2 protein-coding genes are annotated in these 15952 nt (G+C 73.7%); both read right to left on the bottom strand.

The genetic code is table 11. The annotated features are described in order from the left end of the window. Positions 1-5598 carry an SDR family NAD(P)-dependent oxidoreductase gene (locus tag ACIQ7D_RS01330; RefSeq protein ID WP_403932124.1) on the bottom strand — a complete coding sequence of 1866 codons (5598 nt, stop codon included), beginning with the start codon at positions 5596-5598 and terminating at the stop codon, positions 1-3. A 27-nt stretch (positions 5599-5625) separates the two neighbouring features. Then, a complete protein-coding gene (locus ACIQ7D_RS01325) occupies positions 5626-15633 on the bottom strand; it encodes a type I polyketide synthase (protein WP_403932121.1) in 10008 nt (3335 codons plus the stop codon). Positions 15634-15952: the final 319 nt, after the last annotated feature.

The raw sequence follows: 15952 nt of genomic DNA, 5'->3' as shown, positions 1-15952 counted from the left end.
TCAGGCTCCCAATTGCTTGTCGACGAACTGGAACAGCTCTTCGGTGGAGGAAAGTTGCAGTTGCTCCGTCACTTCGTCCCCGGATGTCTCCGCCGGGTTCTCCCCGGCGGTGGCGAGGAGTGCCCTGACCCGCTCGGTGACCCGTGCGCGTACCGCGTCGTCCGGATCGAGCCGCGACAGGATGTCCGCCACCTTGTCGAGGTCTCCCAGCACCCTTTCGAGGGTTTCCGCCTCGGTCTGGACCAGTTCGCCGCGCAGGTGGTGGGCGAGGGCGAGCGGGGTGGGATGGTCGAAGGTCAGGGTGGCGGGCAGGCGCAACCCGGTGACCTGCGAGAGCCGGTTGCGCAGCTCCACGGCGGTGAGCGAGTCGAAGCCGAGTGCGCTGAACGGCTTGCTCACCTCCAGTCCGGCCGCACGCGCGTGGCCGAGGACCGTGGCGACCTGTCCGGTTACCAACTCGACCAGTTCCCGGGTCTGTTCGCCTTCCGGCAGTGCGTCGAGCCGGCGGCGCAGGGCGTCGGCGCCGCTCTGTGCGGTCCCGTCGTGCGCGGTCCTGCGGGCCGCCGTTCCTCCGGTGACCAGGCCGCTGAGCAGCGGCGGGAGCGCGCCCGTGGCCGGCGCGCCCGGGCCCGGCCCGGTGCCCGCCGCTTCCGTCAGCGTGGCGAGGTCCAGTTTCACCGGCACCACCACCGGCAGGTCGTGTGCCAGGGCCGTATCGAACAGCGCCAGGCCCTCGTCGGCCGTCATGGCGGCCACACCGCCCCGCGCGAACCGTTCCCGGTCCGTCTCGGTCAGGTCGCCGGTCAGCCCGCTGCCCTTGCCCCACCAGCCCCACGCCAGGGACACACCGGGCAGTCCGGCCGCCCTGCGCGAGGTCACCAGGGCGTCGACGGCGGCGTTGGCCGCCGCGTAGTTGGCCTGCCCCGGGGTGCCGAGCACACCGGCCGCAGAGGAGAACACCGCGAACATTCCCAGGTCGGCATGGCGGGTGAGGGAATCGAGATGGCTCAGCGCGTCCGTCTTCGGGGCGAACACCCGCTGTATCCGCTCGGCGTCCAGCGCCTGGACGACACCGTCGTCCAGCGCGCCCGCGCAGTGCACGACACCGGTGAGCGGACGGTCGGCCGGGATCCCGGCCAGCAGCTCCGCGACGGCCTCGCGATCCGTCACATCGCAGGCGCGGATCTCCGTCCCGGCGCCGAGGGCCGCCAGTTCGGCCCGTAGCTCCTCGGCTCCTTCGGCGGTCGCGCCGCGCCGGCTCGCCAGCACCAGATGCCGTACGCCGTACCGCTCCACGAGATGCCGGGCCACCAGGGCGCCCAGGTCACCCGTTCCGCCGGTGACCAGTACGGTCCCGGCCGGGTCGAGGGTGACGGTGCCCGTGGGCTCGTCCGTGACACGGGCGAGGCGTGCCGCTCGTAATTCACCGTCGCGCTGGGCGAGTTGGGGTTCGCCGGTGGCCAGTGCCGCGGCCAGCAGGGGTACGGTCGGTTCGGCGCCCGGGGCGAGGTCCAGGAGGGTGATCCGGCCGGGGTTCTCGGAGTGCGCGGAGCGCACCAGACCCCAGACGGCGGCGGCACCCGCGTCCACCGGCGCGCCGGGGTCCGCCGCGACCCCGCCCGAGGTCACCACGACGAGCCGGGAGCCGGCGCACGCCTTCTCGGCCAGCCAGCCCTGGACCGTCTCCAGTGCGGTGCACGCGCTCGCCCGCGCACCCGCCGGGTCGGCGCCGCCCGGGGCACACCACACCACCACCTCGGGCTCTTGGCCCGCCAGTTCGGCCAGAGCGGCGAAGGCCCTGAGTCCCAGGCCGCGGTGGTCCTCGCCCACCAGTACCCAGTCTCCGTCCGGGTCCGCCGGGCCGGTTTCCGGCGCCCCGGCCCCGGGCGTGGCAGGCGCGGTCGCCACCGGCACCCAGTCCAGCCGGAACAGGTCGTCGCCGCGCCGGGTCCGCGCCGTCAACTCGCCGGAGGGCAGCGGCCGTAGTGTCAGTCCGGCCACCGAGAGGACCGGACCGCCGGCCGGGTCGGCGACCTCGACCCGCAGGACTCCCGATTCGGCGGCGGTGATCCTGACGCGTACGCGGGACGCGCCCACCGCGTGCAGCCGCACCCCCGACCAGACGAACGGGAGCCAGGGCACACCGGACTCGACACCGGGCACCGCGTCGCTCAGCACCACCGCGTGCAGTACGGCGTCCAGCAGCGCCGGGTGGACACCGAATCCGGCGACGCCGGACCGGCCCTCCTCGCCCAGGGCCACCTCGGCGAAGGTCTCCTCGCCCCGGCGCCACACCGCCTCCAGGCCGCGGAAGACCGGGCCGTACTCCAGACCACGGGCCGCGAACTCCTCGTACACACCACCCACCGGAACGGCTTCCGCGCCCGCCGGAGGCCACACGTCCAGCGCGTCCACCGCGTCGGCGGGGGCGGCGCCTGGCCGGGTCAGGAGCCCGGTGGCGTGGGTGGTCCAGGGGCCGTCGTCCCGCTGAGCCCGCGCGTACAGGGTCAGGGGCCGGCTGCCGTTGTCCTCCGGGTCGCCCACGGTGATCCGTACGAACGACGCATCGGACCCGGCCAGCACGAGCGGCACGTGGATGACCAGTTCGTCCAGGTCGGGGCAGCCGGCCTCGTCACCGGCCCGGATCGCCATCTCCACCAGCGCCGCCCCGGGCACCACCACCTCACCCAGCACCCGGTGCCCGGCCAGCCAGGGCTGGTCCCGCACGGAGAGCCGGCCGCTCACCACCACACCACCGGAGTCCGGCAGTTCGACCACGGCGCCCAGCAGCGGATGGGAGCCCGTCGCGGTCAGACCGTACGCCGCCACGTCGCCCGTGGCACCACCGCCGGACAGCCAGTACCGCTCGCGCTGGAAGGCGTACGTCGGCAGCGCGACCGGCCGCAGACCGCGCCCGGCGAACACCGACCCCCAGTCCACCCGCACCCCGCACACCGACAGATGTCCCGCCGACAGCAGGAAACGGTCCTCGCCGCCCTGGTCCCGGCGCAGTGTGCCCCCGGTCACGGTGGTGATGCCCGCTCCCGCCGCGATGTCCTCCACGGCGGCCGTGATCACCGGATGCGGGCTGACCTCGACGAACGTGTCGAAGCCCCGCTCCATCAACGACCGCACCACCGGCTCGAACCGCACCGGCTCCCGCAGATTCCGGTACCAGTACCCCGCGTCCAGCTCACCACCGTCGACCAGCTCACCCGTCACCGTCGAGAAGAACGGCACCCCGCCGGAACGCGGCACGACCGACGCCAACACGTCCAGCAGGTCCTTCTCGATCTCCTCGACATGGGCGGAGTGGGAGGCGAAGGAGACAGGGATCTGCCGGGCCCGTACGGAGGACTCCGCGCACCAGGCGAGCAGTTCGGGCAGGGCGTCCGCGTCGCCCGCGATCACCACGGCGGAGGGGCCGTTGACGGCCGCCACGGTCAGCCGGCCGCCCCAGCGCGCGATCCCCTTCTCCGCCTCGGCCACCGGCAGCGCGACCGACACCAGTCCGCCGCGTCCCGCCAGCCGCATCAGCAGCCCGCTCCGCAGGGCGACGACCCGCGCCGCGTCCTCCAGGGACAGCACGCCCGCGACACAGGCGGCGGCGATCTCACCCTGGGAGTGGCCCACCACCGCCTCGGGCTCCACCCCCGCCGCCCGCCACCGCGCCGCCAACGACACCATCACCGCGAACAGCACCGGCTGCACGACATCGTCCCGGGTGAGGTCGGGGGCGCCCGCCACCCCGCGTAACACATCGAGCACCGACCAGCCCACCAGCGGGCGCAGCGCCTCCTCGCACTCCAGCAGCCGGTCCCGGAAGACCTCCGAGGACTCCACCAACTCCAGTGCCATGCCCGCCCACTGGGAGCCCTGGCCGGGGAAGACGAAGACCACCCTGCCGCCGTCGACCGTCGCCGGAGACCCCTCCGTGTTCACCACACCGGCGGCCGGCTCCCCTCGTCCGAGCGCGGCCAGGCCCGACAGCAACGCGTCCCGGTCGGTGCCCACCACCACCGCACGGTGATCGAGCCGGGCGCGCCCCACCGCCAGCGCCAGACCCACCTCACCCGGCCCCAGCTCAGGCCGCTCCCGCACATACCGCTCCAAGCGCCCCGCCTGCGCCCGCAAGCCCGCTGCCGTGGCTCCCGACACCACCCACGGCACCACGCCCGGGTCCCCGGCCGTCGCCGGCGGCTCGGGGGCCACCGGGGCCTGCTCCACCACCACATGCGCGTTGGTCCCGCTCACACCGAACGAGGACACCGCCGCACGCCGCGGCCGGTCCACCACCGGCCACGCCCGCTCCTCGGTCAGCAGGGAGACCGCACCCGCCGACCAGTCGACGTGCGGGCTCGGCTCGTCCACATGCAGTGTTTTCGGCAGCAGGCCGTGGCGCATCGCCAGCACCATCTTGATCACGCCCGCCACCCCGGCCGCCGCCTGGGTATGGCCCATGTTCGACTTGAGCGAGCCGAGCCACAGCGGCCGGTCCGCCGGGCGGTCCTGCCCGTACGTGGCCAGCAGGGCCTGTGCCTCGATCGGATCGCCCAGTGTGGTGCCCGTACCGTGTGCCTCGACCACATCGACATCGGCCGCCGACAGTCGCGCGTTGGCCAGCGCCTGGCGGATCACCCGCTGCTGGGAAGGGCCGTTGGGCGCGGTCAGCCCGTTCGAGGCACCGTCCTGGTTCACCGCGCTGCCCCGGATCACGGCCAGTACCTCATGCCCGTTGCGCTCCGCGTCGGACAGCCGCTCCAGCAGGACCAGCCCCACACCCTCCGAGAAGTTCGTCCCGTCGGCCGCCGCCGCGAACGCCTTGCACCGGCCGTCACGGGCCAGACCGCGCTGCCGGCTGAAGGCGATGAACGGGGTCGGGGTCGCCATGATGGTGACGCCGCCCGCCAGGGCGAGGGTGCAGTCCCCCGCGCGCAGCGACTGGCACGCGAGGTGCATCGCCACCAGCGAGGACGAGCACGCCGTGTCCACGGTCACCGCGGGCCCCTCCAGGCCCAGCGCGTACGCGACCCGGCCCGAGATCACCGAGGAGAATCCGCCGGTGGGAATGTATCCCTCGACCTCGGCGGAGGAATGCGCCGTCAGCAGGGTGCTGTAATCGTGTTCGTAACTGCCCGTGAAAACGCCGGTCGATGTGGTGCGCAGACTGGTCGGATCGATTCCGGCCCGTTCCAGGGTTTCCCACGCGGTTTCCAGGACGAGGCGTTGCTGCGGGTCGGTGGCGATGGCCTCGCGCGGGCTGATGTTGAAGAAGGCGGCGTCGAAATCACCGGCGTCGTGGAGGAATCCGCCCTGGCGGCCGTAGCTCTTGCCCTGGGCGTCCGGGTCGGGGTCGTACAGCGTCTCCAGGTCCCAGCCGCGGTCGGTGGGGTAGCCGGAGATCACGTCCCGCTCCTCGCTGACCAGCCGCCACAGGTCGTCCGGCGACTCCACGCCCCCGGGGTAGCGGCAGCCCATGCCGACGATCGCGACCGGTTCGAACCGGTCGGACTCGACCTCGCGCAGCCGCTGACGGGCCCGGCGCAGATCGGCGGTCACACGGCGCAGATAATCCCGGAGCTTCTCTTCGTCCGACATCAGAAGCGACCATCCTCACGTTGAAGGTCAGGAGATTCCGAACTCGTTCTCGATGACGTCGAATATCTCGTCGTCCGTCGCGGAGCTGAGATCGTCGTCGGATCCGTCCGGCGAGACGCTCTCCGTTGTTTCGCGCCATTTCCACAGCAGACCTTCGAGGCGTTTCGCGATCGCACCGCCTCGTGCGGTGTCCGCGGAGAGTGCGGACAGCGCGTTGTCGAGGCGGTCGATGTCCCGGAGTACGTCCTGTGCGACGTCGGCGGCGCGCGGGCTGAGCTGGGTGTGCAGATGGGTGGCGAGCGCGGTGGGTGTGGGGTGGTCGAAGACCAGGGTGGGCGAGAGCCGGAGCCGGGTCGCGGCGGTGAGCCGGTTGCGCAGTTCGACGGCGGTGAGGGAGTCGAAGCCGATCTCCTTGAAGGCGTGCGCCGGGGTGACGGTGTCGGGGGTCGGGTGGCCGAGGACGGTGGCGGCGTGGCTCCGTACCAGGCCGAGCAGGTAGTGGTGTTGTTCCTCGGACGAGAGCCTGACCAACTCGTCGGCCAGTCCGTTGCCGTCGCTGTTTCCGGCGCCGTTGCCGTTTCCGTGGCCGTCCCCCTTCCCGTTGCGGTCTCCGCCGGTGGTCGCCGCCGCACGCCGGGTGGGGGCGCCCGGCAGGGCGCGCAGCAGGGCGGGAACGGTGGCGGGGTCGTCGGGCGGTGTGAGCGGCGACGGCAGCAGGAAGGGCTGGTCGAGCCGGAGCGCGGTGTCGAGGAGTGCGAGGGCGTGGTCGGTGGCGAGCGGGGTGATCCCGGCGTGGCTGATGACGCGCCGGCGTTGACCGGTGTCGAGATGGCCGGTCATGCCGCTGGCCTCCGCCCACAGCCCCCAGGCGAGCGAGGAGGCGGGCAGCCCGGTGGCACGCCGGTGGGCGGCGAGTGCGTCGAGAAAGGCGTTGGCCGCCGCGTAGTTGGCCTGTCCGGCGCTGCCCAGGGTGGCGGCGGCCGAGGAGAACAGGACGAAGGCGGCCAGGTCGAGCCCTTCGGTGGCCCGGTGCAGGTTCCAGGCGGCGTCGACCTTGGGCCGGAAGACGGTGTCGAGGTGGCGCGGTGTGAGGTTCTCCAGGGTGGAGTCGTCCAGTGTGCCCGCCGCGTGGACGACCGCGGTGAGGGGATGGTCGGCGGGGACCGTGTCGAGCAGGGACGCGAGGGCGTCCGCGTCGGCGGCGTCGCAGGCGGCGACGGTGATCTGGGCTCCGAGAGCGGTCAGTTCGGTACGGAGTCCGGCCGCGCCGGTGGCGTCCGGGCCGCTGCGGCTGGTCAGCAGGAGGTGGCGGACGCCGTGGCGGGTGACGAGGTGGCGGGCGACGAGTCCGCCGAGGGTGCCGGTGCCTCCGGTGATCAGTACGGTGCCGGCCGGATCGAGCGCGGGCGGCAGCGTGAGTGTGATCTTCCCGATGTGCCGGGCCAGGCTGAAGTGGCGCAGGGCGTGGCGTGCTTGGGAGAGCGGCCAGGTCGTGACCGGCAGGGGCCGCAGCGTACCGTCGGCGAAGAGGCGGGCGAGGTCGGCGAAGAGCGCGCCGATCCGGTCGGGGCCGAGGTCCAGCAGGTCGAAGGCGCGGTAGAGGAGGCCGGGGTGGTCCGCGGTGACCTCGTCCGCGTCACGGATGTCGGTCTTGCCCATCTCGATGAACCGGCCGTGCGGGGCGAGCAGCCGCAGGGACGCGTCGACGGCCTCGTGGGCCAGGGAGTTGAGGACGATGTCCAGCCCTTCGGGGGCGTGGGCGAGGAAGTCCTGCTCGAAGTCGAGGGTGCGCGAGGAGGCGATGTGGTCGTCGTCCAGCCCGAGGGCGCGCAGGGTGTCCCACTTCGTGGGGGACGCGGTGGCGTAGATCTCCGCGCCGAAGTGCCGGGCGAGCTGGAGCGCGGCCATGCCGACGCCGCCGGTGGCGGTGTGGATCAGGATCTTGTCACCGGGCCGGATCCGGGCGAGATCGGCCAGGGCGTGATAGGCGGTGAGGAAGGCCGCGGGTACGGTGGCGGCCTCCGTGAAGGACCAGTCGTCGGGGATACGGGTGACCAGCCGGGGGTCGGTGACGCGGACCGGGCCGATGCCGCCGACGGTGGACATGCCCATCACCCGGTCCCCCGGGGCCAGTCCCGTGACCTCGTCGCCGACCTCGGTGACGGTCCCCGCCTCTTCCCCGCCGATCGGCACCTTGATCGGGACGAGGCCCAACGACACCATGACGTCACGGAAGTTGAGACCGGCGGCGCGTACGGCGATCCGTATCTCCCCAGGGCCCAGTGGCCCGGGGCGCTCCTCGGAGGCGGCCAGCACCACCTGGTCGAGGGTGCCGCCACGGCCCGACGCCTCAAGGTGCCAGTCGTCGGTGCCCGAGGGCGGGACGAGTGCGCCGCCCGCGGTGGCCGGGGTGAGCCGGGGCACGGTGATCCGGCCTTCGCGCAGGGCGAGTTGGTTCTCCCCGGCGGCGAGTGCGGCGACGACCGCGGTGGGCAGCGTCTCGGCCGACAGGGGGTGGTGGTCGGTGTCGAGCAGGAGGAACCGGCCGGAGTTCTCCGCCTGCGCGCACCGGACCAGGCCCCAGACGGCGGCGTCGGCCGGATTGGCGGGCGGGGCGCCCGCGACCGAGGTGACGACGGCGTGGGTGGTGACCAGGACCAGGGTGCCCGCCACGTAGTGGGGTGTGGCCAGCCAGTCCTGGAGCAGCCGCAGGACGGTGGCGGTACGGGCCGCGGTACGGGCGGGCAGTCTCCGGTCCGCGCTGCTCGCGTCACCGTCCCGGTCCTCGCCCTTCTCCGCTTCCGGGGCGGGCGCGGGCAGGACGGCGATCACCACGTCGGGGACGGGCACATCGGATTCCGGGGAATCTACCGCGTCTCCCGTGGCGCCCGCGTCCAGTGTGGCCGTGAGCCCGGCCAGGTCCGCGTGGCGGGTGAGGGTGGGACCGGAGGTCCTGGGGAGGGACGCGTACGGGCCGGGGCCGGCGTCGAGGCCGGGGCCCGGGGCCCCGAGCAGCGCGAGGCGCCGTACCCCGGTGGCCGGGGGCGGCCCGTCCTCCGGCAGTGGATGCCAGTCGAGCTGGAACAGGGAGCGCCGGGTGTCGTGTTCGGGGGTCAGCCCGCCCGCGTCCAGGGGCCGCAGGGTGAGGGTGTCGACGGTGACGACGGGCCGGCCGGCCGGGTCGCTCGCCGTGAGCCGCACGGTGTGCTCGCCGGTCGGGGTGAGGTGGACGCGGAGGGTGTCGGCGCCGGTGGCGTGCAGATGGACGCCGCCCCAGGAGAACGGCAGTTCGATCCCGCCCCGGGCGGCCCCGGCGCCCTCGGTCTCCCCGGTGTGCCCGGGGGCGAGGAAGAGCGTGTGGAGGGCCGCGTCCAGCAGCGCGGGATGGATCCCGAAGCCGCCGGTGGGGGCGTCGGCCGCGAGGCGTACGTCGGCGTACAGGGTGGTGTCCCGCCGCCACGCGGTCCGCAGGTTACGGAAAGCGGGACCGTAGTCGTAGCCGCGCTCCGCGAGCCCGGGGTAGAGGCCGTCGACCGGTACCGGCTCGGCCCCGGCGGGCGGCCACGCCCCGGACGCCGCTTCCGTCGCGGACACCGCTTCCGCCCCGGCCGACGCGGCGGTGAGGGTGCCGGTGGCGTGGTGGGTCCAGGGCTGTCCCGGGTCGGTGGTCCCCGGCCGGGAGTGGATCTCGACGCGCCGTCGCTCGCCGCCTCCCGTACCGTCGTCCTGATCGGGCGGTGTCACGGTGAGGTGCAGATGGACGGCCCGGTCGCCGTCGAGGATCAGCGGGGCGTGCAGGGTGAGTTCCGCAAGTGCCGGGCAGCCGGTGGCGGTGCCCGCGTGGAGCGCGAGATCGAGATACGCGGTGGCCGGCAGCAGCGGGGTGCGGGTGACCGCGTGGTCGGCCAGCCAGGGCGTGCCGCCGGTGCTCAGGACGCCGGTGGCGTGCCAGGTTCCGTCGGGCAGATGGCCGGCGCTCGCCAGCAGGGGATGTCCGGCGCTCTGGAGCCCGAGCCCGGCCGCGTCGGTGCGGACGGGCGCGGAGGTGAGCCAGTGGCGCTGCCGCTGGAAGGGGTACGTGGGCAGGTCGGGCGCCACGGAGGAGTACGCGGGAGGCTCGCCCGGCCGGGTGAGCGCACTGCGCCAGTCCACCGGTGCGCCGTGCGCGTACGCCGTGGCCAGCGAGGTCAGGAACCGCGGCCACCGGCCCGCGTCCCGGCGCAGGCTCCCGACGGCGACCGCCCCCGGGCCGTCGGTGGCGCCCTCACCGTCGGCTCCGGCGGCGTGCAGGATGTGCTGGATGCTGGGGATCAGTACGGGGTGCGGGCTGGTCTCGACGTACAGGCCGTGTCCGTCGTCCACCAGTTGGCGCAGGGTGGAGTGGAAGAGGACCGGGCTGGTCAGGTTCTCGTACCAGTACGCTCCGGTCAGCGCGGTGGTGTCGAGCGGACCGCCCGTGACGGTCGAGTAGAAGGGCACGTCGGCGACGTTGGGACGCACCGGTTCCAGGAGGACACTCAACTCCTCGCGCAGTACCGCCATATGAGGGGTGTGCGAGGCGTAGTCGACGGGGATCGCCTTGGCGTCGATGTCCTCGGCCGCGCAGTGGGCGAGGAGTTGGGCCAGTGCGTCGGTGTCACCGGCGACGACCGTGGTGGCCGGGCCGTTGACCGCCGCCAGATGCAGTCCGGGACGGTCGCCGATCAGGGCACGCGCCCGGTCGGCGGGGACCGGCACGGAGGCCATTCCGCCCGTACCGGCCACCCTGGAGAGCGACTTGGAGCGCAGGGCGACGATCCGGGCGGCGTCGTCGAGGGTCAGGGCACCGGCGACGTGGGCGGCGGCGATCTCGCCCTGGGAGTGCCCGATCACCGCGTCGGGTTCGACGCCGTGGGCGCGCCACAGTGCGGCCAGGCCGACCATGACGGCGAACAGCGCGGGCTGGACGACATCGACGCGGTCCAGCCCCGGCGCACCGGGCAGCCCGCGCAGTACGTCGAGCAACCGCCAGTCGGTGTAGGGCTCCAGGGCCTGTGCGCAGGCGTCCATCCGCTCGGCGAAGAGCGGTGAGTCGCGCAGCAGTCCGGCGGCCATGCCGGCCCACTGGGGGCCCTGGCCGGGAAAGACGAACACGGTCCTGGCGGTGCCGGAGCCCGCGGCGACACCGGTGATCACCCCGGGGGCGCCCGTTCCGGTGGCGAGCGCGTCCAGGCCGGCCGTCAGGCTCGCGGTGTCCTGGCCGAGGACGACCGCCCGGTGCTCGAAGTGCGACCGGCCGGTCGCCAGGGCGAGGGCCACCTCGCCGCACTCCGTGCCCGTACCCGTACCTGTCGAATCCGCACCGGTATCCGCCGTCTCCGCGTCCGAGCCCGCGGTCGGCCGGGACCGTACCCAGGACGCCAGTTGACCGCTCCGCTCGGCCAGCGCCTCGGCGCCGCGCCCCGAGACCACCCAGGCCGTCGCCGGGCCGGCTTCCCCGGACCACACACCGGCGGTGGCACCGGGGCCGGGATCCGCTGGACCCGACACCGCCGGTTCGGTGTCCGGGGCCTCCTCCAGCACCAGATGCGCGTTGGTGCCGCTGATGCCGAAGGAGGAGACCGCGGCGCGGCGCGGGCGCCCGGTGGTGGGCCAGGCCGTCTCCCGCGTCGCCAGCGCCACCGCGCCCGCCGACCAGTCGACACGGGAGGAGGGGGTGTCGACGTGGAGGGTGGGCGGGACGAGTCCGTGGCGCATCGCCTGCACCATCTTGATGACGCCCGCGACCCCGGCCGCGGCCTGCGCGTGGCCGATGTTCGACTTCACCGAGCCCAGCAGCAGCGGCCGGTCCGCCGGGCGGTCCTGCCCGTACGTGGCCAGCAGCGCCTGCGCCTCGATCGGATCGCCCAGCCGGGTTCCGGTACCGTGCGCCTCCACGACGTCCACCTCGGACGCCGGTACCCGGGCGTCCGCCAGAGCCTGCCGGATCACCCGGCGCTGCGACGGGCCGTTGGGCGCCGTCAGCCCGTTGGACGCGCCGTCCTGGTTGACGGCCGAGCCGCGTACCACGCCGAGCACCCGATGGCCCAGGCGCCGCGCGTCCGACAGCCGCTCCAGCAGCACCAGCCCGACGCCCTCGGCCCAGCCGGTGCCGTCGGCGCCCTCCGCGAACGCCTTGCAGCGGCCGTCCTCCGAGAGCCCGCGCTGACGGCTGAACTCGACGAAGATCCCCGGGGTCGACATCACCGTGACCCCGCCGGCCAGCGCCATCGCGCACTCGCCGGAGCGCAGGGCGCGGCTCGCGAGATGCAGCGCCACCAGCGAGGACGAGCAGGCGGTGTCGACGGTCACGGCGGGGCCTTCGAGGCCGAGGACGTACGCGATCCGGCCCGAGAGCACACTGGCGGTGGTGCCCGTCAGGATGAAGCCGCCCTCGGTGCCCTCGGACGTCTCGTGCATCCGTGGCCCGTAGTCCTGCGCCATCGCGCCGACGAACACACCGACCTGCCCGCCGCGCAGCGTGCGGGGGTCCATCCCGCCCCGTTCGACCGTCTCCCACGCCACCTCCAGCAGCAGGCGCTGCTGCGGGTCGAGGGAGGCCGCCTCGCGCGGCGAGATACCGAAGAATCCGGCATCGAACCGGGTGGCGTCGTGCAGGAAGCCGCCCCTGCGGGTGTACGAGGTGCCCGCGTGGGCGGGATCGGGGTGGTAGAGCCCGTCGAGATCCCACTCACGGTCGGCAGGGAAGTCCGACAGCCCCTCGCCGCCCGCGGCGATCAGCTCCCATAGCTGTTCGGGGGTGCGGACGTCCCCCGGGTAGCGGCAGCCCATGGAGACGATGGCGATGGGTTCGCCGGTCTCCCGCGCCCCGGTGTCCGGCCCGTCGGTGTCCGGCGCGGCGCGCTCCGGGGAACCGGTGTCCCGCGCCCGCGATGTGTCGAGTGCGGCGCGCAGATGGGCGATGACCTGGTCCGGGGTGGGGCAGTCGAAGATGAGACCGGCGGGCAGGTTCAGGCCGGTGGCGGTGGACAGCCGCCGGCCGAGTTCGGCACCGCTGACGGAGTCCAGTCCGAGGTCCTTGAACGTACGGTCCAACTCGACCGATCCGGGGCGCAGATGACCGAGGACGGCGGCGGTCGCCCCCTGCACGAGACCGGCCAGGGAGGCGGGCGCACGATCCACGGCACTGCGCGAAGTGCCTTTTTCCACCGGTGCGTTCGGGACCGGGGTGCCCGGCGCGACCGGGGGGTCCACCGCCGTGGTGGTGGTGTCCAGCCAGTGGCGTTCGCGCTGGAAGGCGTACGTGGGCAGGGCGACACGGCGCGCGCCGCTGCCGGACCAGTACGACGTCCAGTCCACCGGCGTGCCGTGCGCGTAGGCCCGCGCCAGGGACATCAGCATCCGGGTGCGGCCGGACTGCTCCCGGTGGAGCGACCCGACCGCGAGCGCCGCGTCGCCCAGGGTCTCCTCGACACTGAACGTCAGCAGCGGATGGGGGCTGCTCTCGACGAACACGGTGTATCCGTCGGCGGACAGCGCGCGGGTGGCGTCCTCGAACCGTACGGGGTGGGACAGGTTCGCGTACCAGTAGGCGGCGTCGAGCCCGGCGGTGTCGAAGAGCCCGCCGGTCAGCGTCGAGTAGAAGGGGATGTCCGAGCTACGGGGCTCGATCGGCGCGAGCCGGGTCAGCAGCTCCTCGCGGACGGGCTCCACCCTGGGGGTGTGCGAGGCGTACTCCACGGAGGGGAGGACGCGGGCCCGGATCTGCCGGGCCTGGTAGGCGGCCGCCAACTCCTCGACCGCCGAAGGCTCCCCGGACACGGTCGTCCGCGCGGGACTGTTGATCCCCGCGATGCCGAGGCGGTCGCCGTACGCGGCCAGGTCCGCGCGTACCTCGTCGGCGGGGAGCGGGACCGTAGCCATCCCGCCCGTGCCCATCAACGCACGGACGGTGTCGGCGCGTTGAGCCACGACGCGGGCCGCGTCGTCCAGCGAGAGCGCGCCGCACACGTACGCGGCGGCGATCTCGCCCTGCGAGTGCCCGACCACCGCGTCCGGCTGCACACCCAGCGCGCTCCAGGCGGCGGCCAGCGACACCATCATCGCGAAGAGCACGGGCTGCACCACGTCGGCCCGGTCGTACGGCGGCGCTCCCTCGGCGCCGCGCAGTACGTCCAGCACCGACCAGCCGGTGTGGGGGGCGAGCGCGTCCGCGCACTCCTCCAGCCGGGCACGGAACGCGGGTGAGGAGCACCGCAGTTCGTCCGCCATGCCGGTCCACTGGCTGCCCTGGCCGGGAAAGACGAACACCGTACGGCCGGAGCCGGCCCGCCCGGTCACCACCTGGCCCGCGGTCTCGCCGCCGGCCAGGGCGTCCAGCGCGGTCAGCAGGTCGTCACGGGTCTCCCCGAGGACCACCGCGCGGTGCTCGAACGCGGAGCGTGTGGTGGTGAGGGAGAGACCGATGTCCACCGGGCGCGGCACCGTACCGGAGCCGGACCCGGCCCCGGACCCGGCCCCGGTACGGTCCTTCACGAACTCCGCCAGGCGGGCGGCCTGTGCGGCCACTCCGGCCGCGGACCGCGCCGACACCACCCACGGGAGCACACCGCGCTCGGAGTCGGAGTCGACGTCGGGTGTTCGGGCGGAGGCAGGTACCCGTGCGGCGACGGTCGCCGGTGCCGAACCGGTCGCCGGTGCCGAACCGCTCGCCGGTGCCGAGGCCAGTACGAGATGGCAGTTGGTGCCGCCGATACCGAACGACGAGACACCCGCGAGCCGTTGGCCGTCCTGCGACCCGGCCGGCCAGGGCGTGAGGTCCTGCGCCATCCGCAGCTTCCACTCCGCGAGCGGGATCCCCGGCGCCGGCTCGGCGAAGTTGAGCGTGGGCGGTATCTCGCCCTCGCTGAGCGCCAGGGCGGTCTTGAGGAAGCCCACGATGCCCGCCGCGCCCTCCAGATGGCCGACGTTGGTCTTCGCCGACCCCAGCAGCAAGGGCGGATCGCTCTCCGTGCGCACCGCTCCGAGCACGGCGGCGACGGCGGACGCCTCGACCGGATCCCCGACCTTGGTCCCGGTCCCGTGCAGCTCGACGTAGTGCACCGCGCGGGGGTCCACTCCGGCGCGCCGGTACGCGCTCCGCAGCACGGCGCTCTGGGCGTCCGCGCTGGGGGTGGTCAGGGTGGTACTGGGTCCGTCGTTGTTCACGGCGCTGCCCCGGATGACGCAGTAGACGCGGTCGTCGTCGGCGAGGGCGCGGGAGAGGGGCTTGAGGACGGCCATGGCGCCGCCCTCGCCGCGTACGAACCCGTTGGCGCGGGAGTCGAAGGTGTAGCACCGGCCGTCAGGGGAGAGCGCGCCGAGCCGCGCGACGGTGAACGCGCTCTCCGCCACGAGGTTGAGGTTCACACCGCCCACGAGTGCGAGCACGGACTCTCCCGCGCGCAGGCTGGCACAGGCAAGATGCACCGCGACGAGCGAGGAGGACTGACCGGAGTCGACGGTGAGGCTCGGACCCTGCGCGCCGAGCACGTAGGAGAGCCGGTTGGCGATAAGGCCGCGGTGCAGACCGGTGAGCGTACGGTGGTCCGAAGTGCCATGTCCGTGACGGTCGTTGAGGAGGGCGTAGTCGTCCCAGATCGCCCCGACGAAGACCGCTGTCCTGCTGCCGCGCAGCTCGGCCGGTAGCCGGCCGGCGTTCTCCAGCGCCTCCCAGCCCAGCTCCAGCATCAGCCGCTGCTGCGGGTCCATGGCGGCGGCCTCGCGGGGCGAGATACCGAAGAAGGGCGCGTCGAAGCCGGCCACGTCGTCGAGGAATCCGCCCCAGCGCGCGTCGGCCAGGGGCGCCGGGAGTGTGTCCGGGTCGAATCCCTCCGCCCGCTCCTCCCCCGCGTGGTACCGGGCCGTGCTCCACCGCCCGGACGGAACCCGCGTGATGGCGCTCGTCCCGCCGCGGAGCAGGGACCAGAACTCCCGGGGGCTGCCGGCCCCGGGCAGCCGGCAGGAGAGCCCGACGACGGCTATCGCCTCGTCGTGCGGCAGGTGTGTCTCAGACATCGCAGCTCCAGACAGTTCTGGGTGAACGCCGATCGTGAGTGTGCGAATGCCGATCCCCTCGGCGGCCGACCGGTTCGGTGCGCCCATGACGGGCGGTCCCGGTTCGGGCCCTCAGGCAAGCACCACGGGCGACGGCGCGGCAACCTCGGCCGGGGGTGACTGCCTGTTCGTACCTCAACGTTGCCCATGTATCGCGACCCGGGCCCGGAGCCCTTCCTCCGTCCTTCACGTGGCCGGCGTACTGCCCGGCTGCACGCGCCCGGCGGATGTCCGGGCATGACGAAACGGCTGAACCGCCGCAGTGGTACGGGCAGGCGAT

Origin of the sequence: Streptomyces sp. NPDC096310 (assembly GCF_044763125.1) — a bacterium.
Lineage (GTDB): Bacteria > Actinomycetota > Actinomycetes > Streptomycetales > Streptomycetaceae > Streptomyces.
This window is presented reverse-complemented; position numbering and strand designations above follow the sequence as displayed.

Coding starts and splice junctions, on each gene's coding strand:
- ACIQ7D_RS01330 (WP_403932124.1), bottom strand. CDS start 5,598: ATGTCGGACGAAGAGAAGCTCCGGGATTATCTGCGCCGTGTGACCGCC.
- ACIQ7D_RS01325 (WP_403932121.1), bottom strand. CDS start 15,633: ATGTCTGAGACACACCTGCCGCACGACGAGGCGATAGCCGTCGTCGGG.